General features: G+C 59.7%; 19 protein-coding genes. 1 reads left to right on the plus strand and 18 read right to left on the minus strand.

Going from position 1 to position 21,189, the window contains the following annotated elements:
• Positions 1–54 precede the first annotated feature (54 nt).
• The 12 genes from P3M64_RS05615 to P3M64_RS05670 form a co-directional block, all read right to left on the minus strand.
• Complete coding sequence (locus tag P3M64_RS05615) at positions 55–1,068, minus strand: xanthine dehydrogenase family protein molybdopterin-binding subunit (protein ID WP_207893141.1); 1,014 nt, start codon at positions 1,066–1,068, stop codon at positions 55–57.
• The gene (locus tag P3M64_RS05620) at positions 1,061–2,938 is read right to left on the minus strand and encodes a molybdopterin-dependent oxidoreductase (protein ID WP_165886285.1); all 1,878 of its coding nucleotides are present in this window, start codon (positions 2,936–2,938) and stop codon (positions 1,061–1,063) included. The genes P3M64_RS05615 and P3M64_RS05620 overlap by 8 nt, the downstream gene beginning before the upstream one ends.
• Entirely contained in the window at positions 2,938–3,849 is a 912-nt protein-coding gene (locus tag P3M64_RS05625; RefSeq protein WP_132938823.1) for an FAD binding domain-containing protein, read from the minus strand. The genes P3M64_RS05620 and P3M64_RS05625 overlap by 1 nt, the downstream gene beginning before the upstream one ends.
• Before the next feature lie 31 nt (positions 3,850–3,880).
• A complete protein-coding gene (locus P3M64_RS05630) occupies positions 3,881–5,026 on the minus strand; it encodes a zinc-dependent alcohol dehydrogenase (protein ID WP_132938822.1) in 1,146 nt (381 codons plus the stop codon).
• A 114-nt stretch (positions 5,027–5,140) separates the two neighbouring features.
• The gene (locus P3M64_RS05635) at positions 5,141–6,097 is read right to left on the minus strand and encodes an IclR family transcriptional regulator (RefSeq protein ID WP_132938821.1); all 957 of its coding nucleotides are present in this window, start codon (positions 6,095–6,097) and stop codon (positions 5,141–5,143) included.
• A 356-nt stretch (positions 6,098–6,453) separates the two neighbouring features.
• Positions 6,454–7,458: an Ldh family oxidoreductase gene (locus P3M64_RS05640; RefSeq protein WP_132938820.1), complete on the minus strand. Its 1,005-nt coding sequence runs from the start codon at positions 7,456–7,458 to the stop codon at positions 6,454–6,456.
• A gap of 2 nt (positions 7,459–7,460) precedes the next feature.
• The gene (locus tag P3M64_RS05645; RefSeq protein WP_132938819.1) at positions 7,461–8,390 is read right to left on the minus strand and encodes a hydroxyacid dehydrogenase; all 930 of its coding nucleotides are present in this window, start codon (positions 8,388–8,390) and stop codon (positions 7,461–7,463) included.
• A gap of 34 nt (positions 8,391–8,424) precedes the next feature.
• A complete protein-coding gene (locus P3M64_RS05650; protein ID WP_165886284.1) occupies positions 8,425–8,907 on the minus strand; it encodes a tripartite tricarboxylate transporter TctB family protein in 483 nt (160 codons plus the stop codon).
• Positions 8,904–10,433 carry a tripartite tricarboxylate transporter permease gene (locus P3M64_RS05655; RefSeq protein ID WP_132938817.1) on the minus strand — a complete coding sequence of 510 codons (1,530 nt, stop codon included), beginning with the start codon at positions 10,431–10,433 and terminating at the stop codon, positions 8,904–8,906. Before P3M64_RS05655 ends, P3M64_RS05650 begins: the two co-directional genes overlap by 4 nt.
• Positions 10,434–10,466: 33 nt before the next feature.
• Positions 10,467–11,468 (minus strand): tripartite tricarboxylate transporter substrate binding protein, encoded by a 1,002-nt coding sequence (locus P3M64_RS05660; RefSeq protein ID WP_207893140.1) that lies wholly within the window; start codon positions 11,466–11,468, stop codon positions 10,467–10,469.
• 163 nt (positions 11,469–11,631) lie between these two features.
• Complete coding sequence (locus tag P3M64_RS05665) at positions 11,632–12,801, minus strand: UxaA family hydrolase (protein WP_132938816.1); 1,170 nt, start codon at positions 12,799–12,801, stop codon at positions 11,632–11,634.
• 5 nt (positions 12,802–12,806) lie between these two features.
• Positions 12,807–13,094 carry a UxaA family hydrolase gene (locus P3M64_RS05670; protein ID WP_132938815.1) on the minus strand — a complete coding sequence of 96 codons (288 nt, stop codon included), beginning with the start codon at positions 13,092–13,094 and terminating at the stop codon, positions 12,807–12,809.
• Between the two features lie 199 nt (positions 13,095–13,293).
• Here P3M64_RS05670 and P3M64_RS05675 point away from each other — a divergent pair, with 199 nt between their 5' ends.
• Positions 13,294–14,046, plus strand: coding sequence for a GntR family transcriptional regulator (locus P3M64_RS05675; protein WP_132938814.1), 753 nt, complete (start codon positions 13,294–13,296; stop codon positions 14,044–14,046).
• On the opposite strand, the gene P3M64_RS05680 is transcribed toward P3M64_RS05675, so the two are convergent.
• From P3M64_RS05680 to P3M64_RS05705, 6 genes are all read right to left on the minus strand, one after another.
• The gene (locus P3M64_RS05680) at positions 14,025–14,270 is read right to left on the minus strand and encodes a PfkB family carbohydrate kinase (RefSeq protein ID WP_132938813.1); all 246 of its coding nucleotides are present in this window, start codon (positions 14,268–14,270) and stop codon (positions 14,025–14,027) included. The genes P3M64_RS05675 and P3M64_RS05680 overlap by 22 nt on opposite strands.
• Before the next feature lie 445 nt (positions 14,271–14,715).
• Positions 14,716–16,704 carry a proton-conducting transporter transmembrane domain-containing protein gene (locus tag P3M64_RS05685; RefSeq protein ID WP_132938812.1) on the minus strand — a complete coding sequence of 663 codons (1,989 nt, stop codon included), beginning with the start codon at positions 16,702–16,704 and terminating at the stop codon, positions 14,716–14,718.
• Positions 16,694–17,521 carry an NADH-quinone oxidoreductase subunit NuoB gene (gene nuoB, locus P3M64_RS05690; RefSeq protein ID WP_132938811.1) on the minus strand — a complete coding sequence of 276 codons (828 nt, stop codon included), beginning with the start codon at positions 17,519–17,521 and terminating at the stop codon, positions 16,694–16,696. Before nuoB ends, P3M64_RS05685 begins: the two co-directional genes overlap by 11 nt.
• 9 nt (positions 17,522–17,530) lie before the next feature.
• Complete coding sequence (locus P3M64_RS05695; protein WP_243644752.1) at positions 17,531–19,039, minus strand: hydrogenase large subunit; 1,509 nt, start codon at positions 19,037–19,039, stop codon at positions 17,531–17,533.
• The gene (locus tag P3M64_RS05700; RefSeq protein WP_243644751.1) at positions 19,036–20,511 is read right to left on the minus strand and encodes a proton-conducting transporter transmembrane domain-containing protein; all 1,476 of its coding nucleotides are present in this window, start codon (positions 20,509–20,511) and stop codon (positions 19,036–19,038) included. The genes P3M64_RS05695 and P3M64_RS05700 overlap by 4 nt, the downstream gene beginning before the upstream one ends.
• Positions 20,508–21,188: a hydrogenase gene (locus tag P3M64_RS05705; RefSeq protein ID WP_132938810.1), complete on the minus strand. Its 681-nt coding sequence runs from the start codon at positions 21,186–21,188 to the stop codon at positions 20,508–20,510. The genes P3M64_RS05700 and P3M64_RS05705 overlap by 4 nt, the downstream gene beginning before the upstream one ends.
• Position 21,189 lies beyond the last annotated feature (1 nt).

The following is a 21,189-nucleotide window of genomic DNA, read 5'->3' on the forward strand; positions in this document are numbered from 1 at the left end:
GATGCGGACATTTTTCTGCCCGTCATTCGTTTCTTTTTAGAGGCTGCCTACGCTTTACGCGTTTTTCGCCTCGCGCGCCCTCAAAGCCGCCAAAACCCTTTCCGGCGTCGCGGGAAGGGCGGTCATACGCACGCCTATGGCGTCATAAATCGCATTGGCGATCGCCGGCGCGGTCGGAATCATCGACGGCTCGCCAATTCCCTTCGCCCCCAGGGGGCTGAGCGGGTCGGGATCCTCGATGATGCACGATGTGATTTCAGGAATGTCGAGCGACGTCGGTAGGATATATTTGGCGAAATCCGGCGTCGTCGTATAGCCGTCCTTAAGCGCGTACTCTTCCATCAGCGCCTGCCCGATCGCCTGCACGACACCGCCTTCGATTTGGCCCTCGACACCCTTCGGGTTGACGGCGCGGCCGACATCATGGGCCGCCCAGACCCCCAGGACCTGGACCTCACCGGTTGCGGTATCGACCTCGACCTCGGCGATCTGGGCGCCAAAAACATAAGCCTGCCACGGTTTTCCGCTGCCGTCGCGCGCATCCAGACCGGTATGATGGGCGGTAAACGAGGCGCTGCCCACAGGCACCACGCCGCGCCCCTTACAGATCGCCACCGCCTCGTCCATCGTCATTCTCAAATTATGATCGCGGGCCCAAATTTCCCCACCGTGGGCGTTAATTACATCTTCGGGGACCCCCCAATGATCTGCGATTTCGGCGAACAGCTTGGCCCGCGCATCCCGGCTCGCCAGCGCCACCGCATTGGCGATCATGTAGGTCTGCCGGGTCGCCCCGGCGTGAGCCGCCTCGGGCGCGCGGGCGGTATCGTTGTCGCCGATGGTCACGTCCTGCGGGCGCACACCCAGTTCATCGGCCGCCACCTGAGCGAGAACGGTCAAGATGCCCTCGCCGATTTCGGTGACGCCGGTGACGATCTTCGCCGTTCCGCCATCGTCCAATTCCGCCCACGCGCCGGCGCGGTCGATCGCCGCCGTGCGGGCGATTCCATACCAAGCGGCGGCGACGCCCCGGCCGCGTTTTTTCGTCTTCTTCAAATCCTCACGCACAGCTCTTTTCCTCGTTTTCTCGCGCACGCAGCGCCGCGCCCGGGGTCGCCGGCGCGCGCGTTCCCGGCCCATCGAGATCGCCGCGCGCGCCGCCGCGCACATTCGACGGTCCCGGCTCCCAACCCGCCGCCGCCGCCGCCTCCTCCAGGCAACGTCGCAGGCTGACCGAACCCAATTTCTGTTGGGTGTGCGTCACCGCGCCATCTTCCATGGCGTTCAAAAGACGCAAGGCGATCGGATCCATCCCCAGCTTTTCGGCGCACATGTCAAGATGGCTTTCGGTGGCGAACTCGGCCTGCAATGCGCCGAAACTGCGCATGGCCCCAGACGGCGTGTTGTTGGTGTACACACCGATCGTGTCCACCTTAACGTTGGCGATCGCATAAGGCCCCGCCGCCAGAATAGCCGCCTTGCGCATGACCCCCTCGGTCGAACAGCCATAGGCCCCGCCGTCGGCGATCATACGGATTTCACTCGCCAGGATTTTACCCTCGCGCGATAAGCCCATCTTGTAGCCGATCCGCGCGGGGTGGCGTTTGGCGCTCGCCAGGATCGATTCCTCGCGCGTGAACACGCAACGCACCGGACGGTGGGTCTTGAGCACCGCCAGCGCCAAGATGCCCTGGTAGATCATGTCTTCCTTGCCGCCGAAACCGCCGCCCACCGGGCTCATGATCATGCGCACCTTGTTGATCGGCATCGCCAATATCTTGGACAGCATGTGGCGGTGGTGGGTGATGTTCTGGCTCGGCGAATGGATCGTCATCACGCCGTCGTGGTCGAGATAGGCCAGCCCCGCCTCGGGCTCCAAATAGGCGTGCTCGATGGCTTGGGTGGTATAGGTTTCCTCGACGATCAAATCGGATTTCGCGAAGCCGTCTTCGACATTCCCCTTGCGCAGCGGAATATGCTTAACCCGATTGTCCGGGGCGTATTCGTGGATCACCGGGGCGCCGGGTTGCATCGCCTCCTCGGGATCAAAAACGCAAGGAAGGTCTTCGTAAACCAGATTGATCTCAGCGGCGGCACGGCGCGCCGTGCGCGCATCGACGGCGACCACGGCGGCCACCGCCTCGCCGACAAAACGCACCTTACCGCGCGCCAAAACGGGCTGGTCCTCGACGAACACGCCGAAACCGTCCTCGCCGGGCACGTCGTCGCACGTAACGACGGCTTCCACACCGGGGATCGCCATGGCGCGGGACGGGTCCAGCGAAACAATTCTGGCGTGCGGCCGATCACTGCGCAAAATGTGCATATGCAACATTCCCGACATCGTCATATCGCCGGCATAGCGCAAGGCGCCGGTCACCTTGGACGGGGCGTCGATACGCCGCACGTTGGCCCCGATGAAGGCGCCCTCGTCGCCATCTTCTTCAAGCGCGCTCTCGGACGCGGCGCCGTTCAAAACATCGCGCGCAAGCTCGACCGCGTCGAAAATTTTCTGATAGCCGGTACACCGACAAATATTACCGCCCAAACCTTCCTTGATTTCCTCGCGTCCGGCGTTCGGGTTGCGCCGAAGCGTCGCCGTCGCCGCCATCACCATGCCGGGAATGCAATAGCCGCACTGACTGGCGCCGGCTTTGTGAAAGGCTTTTTGAATGACCGACATGGCGCCCGGCCGCGCGATCCCTTCGAGGGTGACGACGTCGGCCCCATCCGCCTTCATCGCCATCGTCAGGCAACTTTTCACCAACGCGCCGTTGACGAACACCGAGCACGTCCCGCATTCGCCCGCCCCACAGCCTTCCTTAGTGGCCGTCAGGTCCAGCGTATCACGGAGAAAATCGACAAGGCGCAGATCCGGACTGACCGCCTTTTCGACGGGGCGGCCGTTCACGGTCATGCGCAAAATGGTTTCGGTCATCACGAGGTCTCCGTTCGAAGGGGGACGTCCTGCGCCCACCCGGCATTTTCCAGGGCGCCGTAGAGCGCACGCATGACGAAGCCCCGCACCACGTCGCGGCGATAGGCCCGGCGTGTGCGCGAGGCGACCCGCTCCACCGGTTTTTGGGCGACGGCCTCGATCAATTGCGCCGTTACCGTCTCGCCGATCAACATGGCCTCGCATTCGTCAAGGCGCGCCGCAACCGGCCCGACACCGCCCAGGGCCAGCCGCGCATCGGCGATGACGGTTCCCGACGGGTCGAGTTCGACCGCCGCCGCCAGACAAACCGTGGAAATAACCAAGGAGCGGCGACGCCCGACCTTCTCGAACGCCGCGCCGTAACCGGGCAGGGCATCGACGCGAACGGTCGTGAGGATCTCATCCGCGCCGATCAGCGTTTTTCCCGGTCCGGTGACGAAATCGGCCAACGCCACCGTGCGTTCGAGGATATTTCCCCCGACGCGGCGGTGCAAAACCACCTCGGCGTTGAGCGCCAGCAATGGCGGAACGCCATCGGCGGCGGGAGAGGCGTTGACGATATTGCCGCCGATGGTCGCCTGCTCGCGAATCTGAGCGTCGGCGAACCACGCCGCGCACGCCCCCATGACGGCGGCGTTTTTTACAAGGATTTCTTGGTCGAGAAACCGTTGAAAGGGAACGCCCCCGCCCAAAACGAGACGGCCCGCCTCAAGGGACACGGCGCGCATCTGAGGCACGCGGGAAAGATCGATCACACAAGGAATATGGGCGTCTTCCCGCCGTTCTTTCCTGGCATGGGGCAGAATGTCCGTCGCCCCGCCAAGCAATCGGCAGGCCGCGCCATGGCGCGCCATGGCGTCGAAGGCCTCTCCCAGGGTTTTGGGGACAACATATGTGTCGCATTGCAACATGGTGTTTACTTCTTCCTGGCCATGCGTCGCATCAGCGCATCTTGACGACCACTTTAATGGCGTCCTCGATACGTTCCCTGGCGTAACGCAGGGCCTCGGGAACGTCTTCGAGCGCGAACGTGTGGGTGTGGATAATCGACGCATCGAAGCGCTTTTGCTTCATAAACGCCGCCGCGCGATGCGTCGCGCTTTTGCCCTCTCCGCGAATGCCGAAGACATAGATATTGTTGCGCACCAGATGGGCGACATCGACCGGGACCGGCGCGCCGGGGAACGCCGCGAGACATATTTTGCCGCCCCGGTTGACCATTTTGGCCGCCTCGTTCAAGGCGTTCGGGGCGCCGGAACATTCCAGAACATAATGCACGCCCTTGCCGGCGGTGATCCGGTTTACCGCCTCCACCGGATCTTCGTTGCGCACGTTCACGACGTGATCCGCCCCCAACTTGATCCCCATTTCCAAGCGCGAATCCCGCGTTCCGGTCAAGATCACGGGATCGGCCCCCAGGGCCTTGCCCACGGCGACGCCCATCAAGCCGATCGGCCCCGGTCCCGTCACCACCAGGGGCTCGCCCGCAACCAGGCCGCCCAGGGCGTCCAAGCCGTACATGGCCGTTCCCGCGGTCACCACCAAAGTGGCCTCTTCATCGCTCATATCGTCGGGGACATGAACCAAGGTATTGACGTTGTTCACCGCGTACTGGGCAAAACCGCCGTCGGTGGTGAAACCGTTGGCGCGGTGCCCCTTGTTGTGCCCTTCATAATTTTCGCCGTAATTCAGACACGACGTGTACATGCCCATACGGCAACGCTCGCAACGCCCGCAACCGGCATGGATCTCCACCGTCACCCGATCGCCGAGCCGATACTCGTCCACCCCCGGCCCCAACTTGACCACGGTGCCCATGTATTCGTGCCCGGGGGTGAAATTTTTATTGAACGGCAACCCTCCCTCGATCTGCGCCGGGGGACCGTGACGAATGATTTCGATATCGGTCGCACACACCGCGATGGCGTCGATACGGACGAGAACTTCGGCCGCGCCCGGCGTGGGGACGGGCTTATCCACCAAAGTCAACTCTTCGGGATCGCCCAAAACCCATGCCTTCATCGTTTCGGGAACATCGAAACCTTCCGCGGTTCCACCGAGGTTGGCGCCTGATATCGTCTTCGTCATTAAACGGTCTCCCAAGGAACGCTTTAGATCAGCGCCCATTACTTACGCGATACATCCTGTTTGCTTTTTTTCGTCCCTTAGAGGATCTTCTTATTTATCGTTTCCTGCGCGGCCTCAGCCCGGGGTGAGGTATCCCAGTTCTTGTGAAATTTTTGCCGCGGTCTCGATCACCAAACCACGCACTTGGTCAAAAAAATCAGCCGTGGCGCGCATGGTCGGCACGGAACAACTGACCGAGGCGACGACCTCACCGGCGTTGTTGCGGATCGGCGCGCCGACACAGTGCACGCCGGGCTGGAATTCTTCACGGTCCTCGGCATACCCCAGGCTGCGCACCTCCTTGAGGTTTTGCAGCAGGGCTTTTCTGGAGCACAAGGTATGTTCGGTGAACCGTTCCAGTTTCTCCGCGAGAATAATACGCTTGAAGTCGGCGTCACCCAGGTAAGCCAATATCGCCTTACCCGTCGCCGTGGCGTGGGCCGCCTTGCTTTTACCGACATAACCACTATCGACCTTGACGGCGTGCAAGGTGTCGAGCTTGGCGAGCGTCATGAGCTCGACCCCCTGGATCACCGCGAGATGAACCGCTTCTCCGGTGCGGTTATTAAGGTCGCGTAAAAAAGGCATGGCCAGAGAACCCAAATCGATCTGCCGGATACGCGCGTTACTCAATTCGAATAATTTATTTCCCAACGCGTACTCTCGGGTGCGCGGATCTTGAAACACGCAGCCCAGTTGGGACAACGTGTTCAACAAGTGATGGCATGTGCTGATGTTTAGCCCCGCACCCGAGGAAATCGCGGTCAGCGCAACGGGACCATCCCCCTGGGCCAAAATGTCGAGAATCTTAAAAGCGCGCGCGACCGACTGGATCGTTCCGCCCTTCTTGGTCGCCACCTTGACGGACGCGCGCACGGCGCCGACGCCTGACGTCTTCGTGCGCAAAACAGCGCCTTTTGGCGAGCCTGTCGAAGAAGACGCGGCGCGCGACACCTTACCGTTCAAAACCATACCTCCCCAATACTCGCGGATTTCCGCTCCGACCGCGCCAAACCGTACGGCGCATTTCATCTTTTTTTATTTTATTCAGAGAGATTTTCATATTACGAAAATCAATTTCAAAAATATGCTATCATACGCGATTTACGTCTGTCAAATTCAATATCCACACGTTCTGATTAGGGTCGGGACCGCTTGCGCCGTCCGCCCAAAGCCGTCAAAAACCCATGCAACAAAAAACACATTTAATTTGTGTTGATTTAAAACAAAAGAACCCGCCAAAAAATAATGACGGTAAAAACGACCATCTCTCAAGTCGGTTAGACTGGGGTCAGAATCTATTAATCTATTCCCCCCATCGCGAGTCCGAACGGCGCGCGATGGGGGGAGGTTGTCGGCCTTTTATCTCGCCGCACGACAGGGGGCGATCATCCGGCCAGGCGCACCAGTTCGTCATACAAAACGTTAGGGACGGGCACGCCGTCCTTTTGTACCGCCTCGCGGGCATGAAGGCGGCGCGCGCCGGGCAGGCGAACACCGTCCTGGGAGAGCATCTCCGCCAAGAGAGCTTCCAATCGGGCGGCGAACCCGCCCCCGGAAAACGGCGCGGGATCAATCGCGATAAGGCACTGCCCAACCCCGGGAGGCGCGCCTTCGGCTTCAAAAAAGGACGACGCCTCGTAGCCGAAATGCGCCCCGGACAAAGCCGCCGCCAGGATTTCAACCATCAACACCAACGCCGCGCCCTTGGCGCCGCCCATCGGCAGCATGGTTCCTTCCAGGGCGGCCTTCGCATCGGTGGTTGGATGTCCGTCCCTATCCAAGGCCCATCCTTCGGGAATGGCGTCGCCTAATTTCGCGGCGAGCATCACCCTGCCCCGGGCCACTTTACTCAAGCTGAGATCAATCAGCAGCGCCGCCCCATCCGCCCGCGGCGCGGCGAAGGCGATGGGATTGGTCCCGAACACGCCCTTACGCCCGCCCCATGGCGCGATCGCCCGAGGACTATTGCCGAACACCAAACCGATCAATCCCTTGGCCGCCAACTTTTCGACGTGATAGCCCGCCGCACCGAAATGATGGGAACGACAAACCGTCGCCGCCGCGATTCCGGTCTTCGTCGCCCGCCCGACAAGATCGTCCACCGCCAGGACCATGGCCGGGTAGGCAAACCCGTTGGCGGCGTCTATGCGTACCGCCGCCGGGGCGACTTCGCGCAAAACGGGAACGGCGTGACCATCGACCTTGCCGCTGGCCGCCTGGGCGCTGTAGGCGGCGAGACGCGACAAACCATGGCCGCCGTGACCGTCAACCTGGGCCGCGATCAGGGCGTCGGCAACGAATGCGGCGTTGGCCGAGCCGACGTCATGAGCCATGAGAACACGCATAGCCAGATCGCGCAGATGCGCGACCGAGTAGGTTTTATCGTTCATTTTCATCCCCCGAGAACACGCAAAACGTTTTCCGCCGTTAATGCGCTGACCCGAACGTTTGACTGCGCCGTTACCCCGGCGATGTGCGCAGTCAGAATAATGTTGTCCAAGCCCGCATATTTTTTTCCGCCATCCACCGATAAAGGTTCGTCTTCGAACACATCCATGGCGGCGCCCTGCAATTTTCCGGATTTCAACGCGTGAACCAATGCATCCTCATCGACGACGCCGCCCCGCGCGGTGTTGATCAATACCGCGTCTTCTTTCATCAGCGCCAAGGCGGGCGCGTCGATCAGCCCCCGAGTTTGCGCGTTCAGCGGAACATGAACGCTGACCACCTCACCTGCGGACAATACCTCTTGCAACGTGGCGCAGCGGCGCACATCGCGCCATACATCGGCGTCTTTTGAGAGGAGGGGATCGTAGGCGGCGACCTTCATGCCAAGCGCCTTGGCGCGCCGCGCCGTGGCGCGCGCTATTCCACCAAAACCGATAAACCCGATCGTCGCACCCATAATTTCCCTGCCGATCATTGCCTGGCGGGGCCACCGCCCAGCCGCCACCTGCGCCGAGCCGAAATAACATCCGCGCAACAAAATCATCGCCGTCGCGATCACGTATTCCGCCACGGCGTCATCATTCGCCCCCTTGGCCGGGAGAACGGCGATCCCACGGCGCGCGCAGGCATCGAGATCGATATTGTCAAGACCGACGCCGAGGCGACCGACCGCCTTCAGCACCTTCGCCGACGCCAGAAGTTTTTCTCGCACCTGAGTGCGATTGCGCACAATCAACGCCTTGGCGTCGCACACGGCACGGGCGAGCGCATCGGGATCGTCAACCAAATGCGGGTCGTAAAGAACCTCATAACCATCCGCCAGCGTGGCGACGGCGTCTTCGTCCATGAATTCCGAAATCACAATATCCGCCATCTCTCTTCCTTTTTTTCTCCTCTTGCGCAACTTTTCACGAGAACATCACACCCGTCGGTAGCGCGACGTTAAGCAGCATGGCGAACAGGGCGTAGAACATCGCGACGACCCCAACACCGATCAGCGGATACATGATCGCCTTTTTGCGGGTCCACGGTTCGAACATCGCGAGCAACATCGAAACGGCGAACAACACCAACCCAACGGGAACGAAGCCAACCACGGGCATCGCCAACGCCGCGCCCAACATGACCAGCACCAGAGCGGCCCGCCGCCACAAAGAACCACGCAACGGCTGCCCTCGCCGACCGCCCCCCCATATCAGATTGCGTCCGATAAGAAGCAGACAGCACAAAATCAGGGTCACGATGATGGCGCGCGGAAACATATAAGAATCCGCATCGCTCATCGAATAGGTATCCCACCAAGCCAGACATCCCATGGCGATGAAGACGACCGCCAAAATGGTTCCCGGCGCATCCTTATTTTGCGGTCGTGGAGATAATGGCGCGTTCATGACGACCCTCCTCGCGCCTTTTTGGGCCATACGTCCCCACGCTTGAGGATCAAACGGGCGATCAAGGGATAAAATAGCGACAACAATGTGAACGCAATGATGGCCAACGAAATCGGTCGCCCAAAAAACATCCCCCCCAGATTGTCCGTCGCCGACCCTATGGTCCAGGCTTGAACGAAGCCTTGCTCGGCGATGTTGCCCAAAATCAACCCCAATACGATGGGCGAAGGGGAAAACCCGAAACGGTCCAGAACCCACCCAAAAACGCCCAACACCGTCATGATCACCACGTCGGAGATATCGTTGCGTATGGCGTAGGAACCGATCACCGTCATGAAAGCGACGGATGGAACCAACAGCGCCTTTGGTACGTGGATAATGAACTTATAGGCGTAACGACCGATAACCAACCCGACCGGAAGCATCAAAACGGTGCCGAGAAAAAGACCGTAAACGAAGGTGTAAACGATGGACCCTTTGTCGGTGAACAGTTCCGGCCCCGTGCGCACGCCTTGAACCAGAAGCGCGCCCAAGATAACGGCGTCGGGCGGCGTGCCGGGTATGCCCAAAACGAGCGTCGGAATAAATCCGCCGCCCACCGTCGCGTTATTGGCCGACTCGGTGGCCTGAATACCCTGAGGTTCCCCCTTTCCGAACCTTTCCGGCGTTTTCGAGGCGCGGCGCGCCTCCGAATAAGAAACCAGGGCGGCGATCGACCCCCCCGCGCCGGGAAGAATCCCAACGAAGGTGCCTATCAACGAACTGCGCAATAGGTTGAATTTTCCGGCCCAGGAAATCCTCAAGGCCTCTAGAAGGCGAAACCCACGCGGCTCGGCGGCGACCTCAAGGTGACGCGCCGGCGTCGCGACCAAATCGATCAACACGGGCACGGCGTAAAGTCCGATCAGGGCGGAAATTTTCTCCACCCCGCCCAACAGGATGGGCGATCCGAACGTAAAGCGGACATCCGCGGACACCGTGGCGACGCCGATCGTCGAGATCAACAGGCCCAAGCATGCGCCGATCAAACTTTTGAGGAGGTTCCCCGACGAAAGAGCGGAAATCAGCGACAATCCGAAAATAGCGAGCCAAAAATACTCGACCGGGCCGAAGGCCAGCGCCACCTTGGCCAGCGGCGGCGCAATCACCAATAACGCCGCCGCCCCAACCAGCCCCCCGGTAACCGACGCCAAGCACGCCAACGTAATCGCAAGATCGCCATCGCCGCGTTTGGCCATCGGAAAGCCATCAAACGTCGTGCCGATCGCCGAAGGCGTCCCCGGCGTATTGAGAAGTATCGCCGAATACGCCCCCCCATAGATCGCTCCGGTATATATCGCGCCCATTAAAATCAGGGCGCTTGTCGGTACCATGGTGAAGGTTAAAGGCACCAACACGGCGATGGCCATGGTGGCCGTCAGGCCCGGCAAGGAGCCGATAACGGTCCCCGCAACCACCCCGAACAAGGCGAACGCCAAGTTCAGGGGGGTCAGTGCGGCGACAAGGTGGTCAAGACCCGGAAGCATTTACCTCTCCCTCCCTTAATCTTCGCACGCGGATTATTTGAGAATACCGGCACTCTTCGCCGCGGCGACCTCCTCGACGGTTTTTTTCGCCATGAACGCGGGGATATCCTTGTAGCCGACATCCAACAAAGCCATGCCGTCGTCCCTCATACGCTTACGGTATTCGGGATTGGCGTTGACCTTTCCCAGCATGTCGGAAATTTTGATCCGCAGACTTTCGGGCGTGGATTTGGGCACCGCGACACCGCGATACGTCCCCGAGACCATATCGAAGCCCAATTCCTTGAACGTCGGGACATCGGGAAATTTGGGGTGACGTTTATTCATCGCCACGGCAAGCAGGCGAAATTTCCCCTCGTGGGTCGCCGCAACCGAGGTGTATCCCCATTCGGCCCGGACCTGATGGCCCAACACCGCGGCAACGGCCGCCGCCGTCCCCTTGAAGGCGACATAGGTCGTTTTGATCCCCGCCATTTTATCGAAACGCACGTTAGCCAAATGATTGGCCGTCCCCTTTCCAGAACCGGACATGGTCAACTTTCCGGGGTTGGCCTTGGCGTAATCGATAAAATCTTGCAGGGTCTTAAAGGGACTGTCCTTCGGCACCACAATGGCGTCGGGAGTATATTGAAACATGTAGACCGTGGTTAAATCATCGGTCTTGAAGCCAACGTTCTTCTGGCGCGGCTTGATGATGATGTGCGGGAGGTTCACCCCCATCCAGGTATAGCCGTCGCCCTTATACCCGTTAAGCTGTGACCAAGCCACGGCGCCGCCGCCGCCGGGTTTGTATTCGATCACCAGATCCTGCCCGAAATCCTTGGTGAAATATGCCTGCTGAAGGCGCGCCGTAATATCGGATTCTCCCCCGGGACCGAAGGGGATGATGTAATGGATGGGCTTGTCCGGGTACTCGCCGGCCTGGGCGGACGCAACGCCCCCCATGGGCGAACCGACGAACGCCAGCGCCGAGAACGCCCCCGCCGAAAGCGCCCACGCGGTTAGGAAGGGTTTAAACCTGAAATGTGAAAACATACCGATACCTCCAACTGTTTGATGCGTATTTTGCGCTCTTTGCCGAGCATTATTGCGGCCATCCGTTCAGGCCGTTGGGGACGCGCGCGGCGACCTAAAAGAAATGAAGGGGGAACCATCCGGGCAACCACTCGCCCATGGGGCGTCCCCCCCCCCCTCACCATCACGCACTTCGATAGAGTTTTGTCATGACGTATTCGCGGTGCTTCAACGCTTCTGCCGCCGTCAAACGACCGTTTGCGGTGCGGAGCATAAGCTCGATTAGGGCTTCGCCCGCTTGATCGAGATCCATCTCGCCGCGTAAAATCGCCGAGCAATCGAGATCAATATGTTCTCCCATTTCGCGCACGGTCTTGGGGTTGGCGCTTATTTTGATCACCGGTTCGATGGGATTGCCGATAATATTGCCCTGTCCGGTCGGAAACAGATGTACCGCATATCCCGCCGCCGCTTGCAAGGTGACGCATTCCGCCGCCGCCGACGATGTATCCATGTAGTAAAGGCCCGCGCCCCGACCGGGGGTTTCGGCCGGCTCGAGAACGTCGATATACCGTGCGTTTTTGCCGATTTTTTGAAGGTTTCCGAACGCCTTTTCCTCGATCGTGGTCAGTCCCCCGGCGATATTCCCCGCCGTCGGCTGGCTTTCCGAAAGATCCGAGGTCTTGTACGGCTCGATAACTTCATCCATGTACGCTTGCCAGACCTTGAGAAATTTCTCGCCGATCTCAGGGCTCGCGGCGCGTTCGGCGCAGACGCGCTCGGCGCCGGTGATTTCGGACGTTTCGCCAAAACAGGTGTACGCCCCGATGGCGTCCATCTTATCGATCAGATTGCCTACCGTCGGACACGAGGCGAGGCCCGAGGTCGTATCCGATTCTCCGCACTTCGTGGACACCCACAATTCGTTCAATGCGCATTCTTCGCGTTGCAGCTCCGTCGCCCATTGAACCAGCTCCTTCGCCTTGCGCGACGCGTCGGCGACAACCTTGATTTCGCCATGTCCTTCGATCGCAAATCCCTCGACCGGCTTGCCGGTGGTTTTGACGCCATCAACGATACGCCCGGTCCATTTTGGCTCGATCCCGATCACGATGACCGCCGCGACGTTGGGGTTGCACCCCGTCCCGATCAAGGTGCGAAAGAACAACTCCAAATCCTCGCCAAACTGCAAACGACCGTAAGCGTGAGGCAACGCAAGGCAGCCCTCGATATTGTTCGCCACCTTTTCACACGCCGCATTGGACAAATCGTCCAGCGGCAAAACGACGACATGATTGCGAATGCCCACACGGCCGTTTTCACGGCGATAGCCCATAAAAGTTTTATTCGACATGGCCGTTACCACTTCTTTGTCTTGACGTTATGAACATGGGCATGCGCGCCCGCCGGAATGTCGGCGACGGCCTTGCCGATATCGTGGCCGTACTTGAGCACCGTCTCCCCCTTCTTGATTTCTCCGAGGGCGATTTTATGCCCCAGGGGGATATCCTCCGCAGCGGCGATGGCTATCCGGCTGTCATTTTCCATGACCCAGCCGTCAAGCGCCGCGCCTTTCTTGACGCCCTCGACAACGACCACGCCGACCGTATCTTTGGCGTCGTGGACGATAAATTGTGGAGCAGGCATACGTTCCTCCATGGTTTTAAGTAAGAAAGCTCGGGGTATCATAAGAGGCAAAATACACATGAGTCAATCAAGTCTTATATAAGACATATGAAATCTATATTCATTGACTTCTCGTGTGCTATACTGAAAGAACAAGTCTCGCGAAATCCTGCCCTCAACGCCGCGTCGTGCGGCCCAACGACAAAAATGGATCATAGAGATGCTTGACCCTTCCACCGCAAGCCAATTCCCATCCACGCGACCGACACGCAACCCTTTGTATATTCAGGTAAAACAACGAATACTGGACGCCATTCGGGCGCGCCGGTGGAAACCCGGAGAAATGTTGCCTTCCGAGCATCAACTGGCGGAGGAATTTTCCGTCAGTCAGGGCACGCTGCGCAAAGCGATCGACGAATTGGTGACGCAAAACATCATCATCCGCCAACAGGGCAAGGGAAGCTTCATCGCCACCCACACCGCAGATCACAGTTTGTTTTATTTTTTCCACTTGGTGGACGCGCAAAATCGACGCGAGCTTCCGCACAGCGCGGTGCGGCGGATTCGCATCCGGCGCGGCCTCAGCGCCGAGTGCGCTCGCCTAGGGCTGAAGGCGGGAAGTTCCTTGCTTGACATCAAACGCGTGCGCGACATCGGCGGCGCGCCGGTTATCAACGAAACCGTGCTGTTGTCGGCCGCGACGTTCGGCTCATTGAAGGACATGTCCGAAAGCTTGCCCAACACGCTCTATAAACTGTATCAGGAAAAATACGACACGACGGTGACCAGCGCCGCGGAAAGCCTTCGCGCCGTCGGCGCCGACGAAGACGACGCCGACGCGTTGAGCATCGAGGTCGGAACCCCGATTTTAGAAATCGACCGCATCGCCTTCAATCTCGATCGTCAACCGATCGAAATCCGCATCAGCCGCTGCCGCACCGATCGTTACCACTACCTTAATATGCTTGAATGACGCCCTATTTTCGAAGCGAAATCCGAATTCTTGGTCTGACCCACGCCGAAACCCACCTTCGCCAAGCGCAGTGAATGAATATTCCTTATCCCCAACCCGCACGCGGCGGCGAAGCGAACCGATTTTTTCAGGCGCCACCGTTCCGCCAAACCGTATGCCAGACCCGCATTGAAACAATCCCCCGCAGCGGCGCTGTCAACGCTTCTAACTTGAAATGGCGGCATAAAATCAAGCTGTCGCCATGCGCATAACAGGCGTCTTCCACGCCACGCGGAACCTCGGCGAAAAAAGGATTCGTCGCGTTAGGCGTCAACATGACCAGGGTGTGGATACGATTTGTTTTAAACACACGCGCGAGCAAACTGGGCCGACGCCCCGTTCGGGCAATGGTGTCGTTTAGGGGAATGAAGATAAGATAAAAACCCATGAGCAAGAACGACAGCGCCGAGAAAAAGGTTCGAGACAGGCAGAAGTCGTGAGCATCTGCTTACGGCAAAGTGGACGTTCGCGCTACCAAAGCAGCGGAGTCCGCCTTCGGGCGGCGCCGGGCTTGAAAACCGCAGCGGCCTGAAGACGGCCCGACCGTTGGAAGAGGCCCGCATATCCGAATGGCCGTCGTTGACGGACGTTGGATGTTTCAGGAAATATATCCTAATTTGCCCTTGTTTCCTACAGGAGGGTGATGAGCAGGATAATAAGCAGAAGTAAGCCGATCATCGCCAGATACACGTTCAAATGACCGGATTGAATAACCCGCAGGCGCGCGGCCAAGGCGACGACGAATTTCTCCAGTGGCGCGAATAGGTATGGTCCAAAAATGGGGGCCACGTCATGCGAGAAAATCAACCGCCGGGTAAAATAAGGTTGCCCGTTTCCTTCGTGGGCGGCTTCGCGTTCCGTGGTGACGGTCGGCTGGTAAATAAAGCTGTAGAACGTGCGCAAGGCGTTCGAAAACGTCAGCGTGGTCGTCGCCGCCCGCGCCGGATCGGGACGGGTGCCGCCGTACCAGACGGGCACGACGCGGACGGCTCTACGGCGCGATAAAAGCAACAGACCAAGGGGTATGATTGCAAGTAGCGGCATGGCGATGACGAGCATGCTTGGCGAAATAAAGGCGAATTTCGACGTCAGCGGCACCAAGAGCCAGCCCTCGCGCATACGCGAGACGCCGTCGCTACCGAACAAAGTGGTGACCCCCTTTTCGAGACCGCCAAGCCAGACGGGCATGCCCACGGCCAACGCGAGGACAAGCCCCCCCAAGGCGCCCACCGCCGCCGAAGTCGCCCCCGGCATCCGGTATTTCGATTGGGCATTGTGCCCCAGCAGCCCAATGCCAAAGACCTTGACATAAGTGGCGAAGGCGATGGCGGCGGTCAGGGCGAGACCGGCGCCGGCAAGGGCCGCCGTCAACCGACTGGCCAAACTGGTGAGGTGGAACCCCTGGAATACCGTCTGAAACAAGAACCACTCGCTAACGAACCCGGCTTGCGGGGGCATAGCGGCGAGACTCATGGCGGCAAAGAATGCGCCGACGCCAAAAATAAAGGAACTTTTCGCGACAAACCCGCGCCCCACTATCCTGTAGCTCCCGCTGGCGCGGTAAACGCCGTCGGCCACCAAAAACATCGCCCCCTTGGCAAGGGCGTGTCCGGCGAGATGGATCGCCGCCACGGTCCAGGCGAGACCCGCAAGGTCGGTCAGCCCATCGTGGCGGAACATCAAACTGACGCCGAGTAAACAGATCGCAATCGACCCGTTTTCCGCCGACGAGAAGCTCAACAACCTGCGCCAATCCTCCTGCTGAAAGGCGTAAAGCGCGGCCAAGATCGCGCTTATCACCGCGATGGCGACAAGAAAAATTCCCGGTAAGGACACCGCGAACGCGGCGCCCACGGGCAGCCAGGAAACAACCCCCCGGCTCAAACCGAAGAAGGCGGCGTTGAGCACGACGCCCGATAAAATCGCCCCGCTCGCGCCACTGCCCGCGCCATAAGCACCCGGAAACCATTCATAAAACGGCAGCATGCCAAGCTTGGCCCCAAAGCCGAACAACAGGAGCAACCCGACGAAAAGCTGCTCTGTGCGCGGCATCGCCTTCATTTGCGCGGCAAAGTCGAAGAGGGAGATATCGCCACCTTGGGCCGAGATCATGACAAAGGCGAGAATCATCGCGACCGCACCGACCTCGAGCAAGGCGAGCATGAACAAAACCGGACGTCCCGTCTCGGCGTGTAAATGCTCGCCCAGAATCATAATCGCGCCGCCAAGGCTCATAATTTCCCAGGCGATGACAAAACTCACCGCGTCCTGCAAGCCAAAAACACCAAGCGCGCCGATAAGACTGAGGGCGACGCCCACGATCCACATCCGTTGCCGGCGGGCCGTCGTTCCCAACCAACCCGCAAGGACCGCCCCCGGAAGCCCGAAGCCCATCAGCCAGAGCGCATCGGGCGTCAATTGAAACACCGCGCCGTCAAAACCCAGAGGCGTGCGAACGGCGGACATCCCCCCTGGAAGGCGCATCACGATGGCGGCCAAAAGCGACAATCCCCCAACGGCCAGCAAAATACGGGCGAACGCAATCCTCCACCCGACGAGGGCGAGGAGAGCGGCGACGCCCCATGTCAGCGGAGCGACGAGGACCAGTTCATTCGACAAGACGTCCTCCTTTCACGCGCTGGCGCGTGCGATCGAGAAACATCAGCACGGCCTCGATGATCGCCGCCGGATTGGGCGGACAACCCGGAAGATAAAGATCGACCGGCAAGACCCCCTCAAGGCCATGGCCACAAGCATAACCGCCTTCGGCGATCCCGCCGCAAACGGCGCAGGCGCCGCACGCCATGACCCAACGCGGTTCCGCCATCGCTTCATACGTTCGCAGCAACGGTTCGCGCATGGCGTAAGTAACCGATCCCGTAACCAGAAGAAGGTCGGCGAAGCGGGGCGAGGGGGTAAAAAAAACACCGAAACGATGCAGGTTGTAAAAAGGGTTGTTAAGCGCCTGAAGTTCGGATTCACACCCATTGCACGATCCCGCATCGACGTGACGAATATGCAGGCTCCGCCGAAATCCGTCACGCGGTTCGGTGGGCTTTTTTTCTCCCCCCGCCACGCCGCCGGGACCCACAAGAAATTGGAGGTCGTTCCGGTTGCGCGCGCCAAACGCCCAGTCCGAGGACGCCCGCGCCACGCCTTTGGGACATGCCTCGATACAAAGTTGACAAACCACGCAACGTCCGTAATCAACGCTCAATCTTTCGGCGCCCTTGCTGTCGTTTTTCACGGAAATGGCGTCCGTTGGGCAGGCATCGGCGCACATTCGACATCCATCCCCACAATGTTGCGGAGCGAAGCGGGGCATGCCGAGAAGGCCGTCCTGCCCGCTATATTCCTCACTGCCCGCCGCGTCGCGCCCGGGCCAAGCGGTGGTGGCTTTGCCTTTGAGAAGTCCAAAAAGAGTCCATGCCGGCATTGTCGCCTCCTATCGATCGCATCCCGCCACGGTCAGCCCGAAGCTCGCTTCATTGATGGCATAGTCCATGAGGTTACTGTCGTGAACGGTGAAGGGGAACGTCCGCCAATTCGAATAGGACGGCGATTTGATCTTGACACGCGACGGCCTGCCGTCGGCCCCGATGTGGACGGCGTAGTACAAAGACCCCCGGGGCGATTCCGCCCAACCCAATCCTTCGGTATTCGGGCGGGGCACGCAGGCCTCGCGCACCGGACCATCGGGCAGCGATCGCACGACCCGCTCAATGAGCGCAAGGGAGGCGTCGATTTCCGCCATGCGCACCCGGGCGCGGGCATGGGCGTCGCCCTCCGCCCTAACCGGCACCGTCACGCAAAGTTCCGCATACCCGCCATAGGGATGATCGCGGCGCAAATCGCGATCGATCCCCGACGCCCGTTCGATCGGGCCGGTGGCGCCCTGATCCAGCGCGACCTTATGGCTCAAAATTCCCGTGCTTATCAACCGATCAAGATAACTGTTGGTCCCGTCGAGACGGCGCAAATAATCCGCAATTGCGGGCCGCAAGGCGTCAAGCTCGGCGCCCATTTTCGCCCCGGGGTCGAGATCGCGGCGCAATCCTCCCGGAGTCAGAAGGCCACGCAAGAATCGGCTGCCGGTCAGCCGGGCGCCGATCTGCTTGACCCGCTCCTCCAACAGTTTCCCTTCGGCCTGACCAACCTTGAGCGTCGTGGTGTCGGCGAGATGCCCGAAGTAGTGAAGATGGTTATAAAGGCGCTCCAGTTCCGCCAGCAAAGAGCGCAACATCCGCGCGCGGAGAGGAACCGCGCACCCGGCGGCCTGCTCCACCGCTTGGCAGAAGGCCAGCGCATGAGCAACGCCCCCCACCCCGGATACGCGCTCGGCAAGGATGACCCCATGACTAAGCGGCTTGCCCTCGAAACGTTTTTCCATACCGCGATGTTTGAAGAAAAGTTGCGGTTGCAGGTGCAAAATATGTTCGCCGACGTAAAGAAAAATAAACTGAGCCGACTCCACGACATCGGCGCGGACCGGTCCGAACGGCAATTTCTGGATATCCGGATGGTCGGTTTCCGGCATCGCCCCTTCCGTCTCGCGGAACGCCATCGGCGTGTCGCCCGGATAGCCCGGATCCAGCGGCGGCACGAGAGGATGGGCTCCGCGATGTAAGACAAGAGGATACGGCTCGGGCTGGTTGGTGAACCGCACGCCGAAAAGGTCCGTGATCTCGCGCTCGTACCAACCGATAAGCGGGCTGACGGCGGCAACGCTCGGCACCGGATCCTTTGGCCGGCAGCGCCAGGCGAGAAACGGCTCCCGCGGTCTGCCGCTTGCAAGATAACGCAGTTCAAGCGCACCCGAACCGTCGCGCAAGGCATAGGCCATTTGCATCCGTCCCCCGCCTTCGATCAGCGCCCCCACCGCCTCCGGCAAAGCCGCGGGATCGATGGTGCGCATCTCCACCGGCGGGGACGCAATATCTTTCACATCGCTCATGGCGTCACCGGAGACAAGCTGTGGGCAATGGATGCAAGATAGAGCCAAAGATCCGGCGGCCACCACAAGCCAAACACGAGAAGCGGGACCAGGGCCAAGCCCATGGGGACGATACACCAGACCCCTTCCGTCTTCGCGGGATATCCCGTCTTGCCGCCATCTTCCGCATTGTCGTAATACATGGCGCGAAAATGGTTGAGAAACCCGATGAAGATCACGATAAGAAGAACCGCCATGACATAAACCGCCCACGAGAACCTCGGCGTCATGCCCGCGCGCATGATGGCGAACTCGCTCATGAACAATCCAAACGGGGGAGCGCCCGTTATGGCGACGGCCCCGGCGAGCCAGAGCGCGCCGGAACGGGGAAAATGAGTAAAGACACCCCGAATTTTCTCGATTTCCTTGGTCCCGTAAGCGCGCATCATAACGCCCGCGCCGAAAAACATGAGCGCCTTGTTCAATGAATGGTTAAGCATGTGGTAGAGCGCGCCGGCGATACCCAAAGGACCGCCGAAACCCAAGCCTAGCGCGATGACGCCCATGTGCTCGACGCTGGAATAAGCCATCAGCCTCTTAATTCCCCGTTGTCGCACGATGAAAAGCGCCCCGATCAACAACGACAGCACGCCTAAAACAACGAGCGCGAACGCCGAAAGCGCACCCAATTGGGCGGAATGCATGACGCCGAGAAAGCGCGCGATGCCAATTATCGCGGTGTTGAGGAGCGCGCCCGAAAGCATGGCGGAAACCGGCGCGGGACTTTCGCTATGCGCATCTGGAAGCCAATTGTGCATGGGGGCGAGACCGACTTTGGTGCCGTATCCCACCAGGACAAGAAGAAAGGCGAGGTTCATCAAGACGGGATCGATCTTCGGCGCCGCCCGTGCTAGCGCCGCCCACGTCATCTGATAAGTCGGTCCGAAAACGAAGGTCCCCCCCCAATAGAACAGAACGGTGCCGAGCAGCGCCAACGTAATGCCCGCCGAAACCGCCATGATGTATTTCCACGTCGCCTCCATACTTTCGGCGGCGCGCTCGAAAGCCACAAGAAAGGTGCTGACCAGCGTGGTCAGTTCAATGGCGATCCAGTAGATGCCGACATTGTTCATGAGTGGAGCCACGAGGGTCGTCAAGGCGAAGCCGGCGAAGAGGGCATAAAAGTCGGCAAGCCGCGCGTCTTCGCCCAACAGGCGCATATAGCCGACGGCGTAAATCGACGACAACGCGTAGACGATCGCGGTGCAGAGAACCACCCAGGCGCCCATTCGGTCAACGATGACATAGCCGTTCAAAAAAAAGACGGCGCGCGCGCCGGTCAGAAACGGCAACGGCAGCGCCGCCGCGAAGGAAATGACGCTTGCGAAGAGATTGAGCTTCTCGCTCACGCGGGGCCGGCGCGTGGCGACACACCCCAGGACGGCGAGCAATGGGGCGAGTGCGAGAATAAGGACGAGCCAGCCTACCATCATCCGACAAGCCTTTTAAGGTCGAGACTGCTCGTCGTTCCGGCGTGGGTCTTAAGATAGCGCACCAGCACGCCAAAACAAACGACGACGATGAGCAGATCGAACAGGATAACCATTTCAATGAGCAAGGGCATTCCCGGCACCAACACCTGCGAACCGAGAAATATGCCATTTTCGAGCACGAGTAGGCCGAGGATTTGACTAATCGCCTCATGGCGTACGGCGAGCATGAGAAATCCGATGAGCTTCATCGATAGCATCACGGTCAACGCCAAAACCGCCACCGTAAGCTGGAGATGAAAAACCGTCGCCACCCGATTGGAAACGGCGAGCGCAAACATGACGAACAACGCTCCGATGACAAGGCTCATGCTCGGTTGCAAAATGACATGGATTTCACGATTGACGTCGAGACGATGAATGATCCGCCAGATCAGATAAGGGAGCAACATTCCGCGAAAAAGCCAGGTCAGGACCGCGATCACGTAAAGTTCTGGATAGTGTCCGTAAAAGCCGCTGGCCGCCGATATGATGGCGATGACCCAAGATTCGGCGGCGAAGGCGTAAAGATAATTCTTAAGCCAGCCCGACCCCAGCATGACAAACGCAAGCAACAGGCTGGCGATAGCCAACAAGCTGAAGAGGGACGAGGCGACCGGATCAAGATGCTCAATCAACATG

Source organism: Varunaivibrio sulfuroxidans (genome assembly GCF_029318635.1).
Taxonomy (GTDB): Bacteria; Pseudomonadota; Alphaproteobacteria; order Rhodospirillales; family Magnetovibrionaceae; genus Varunaivibrio; species Varunaivibrio sulfuroxidans.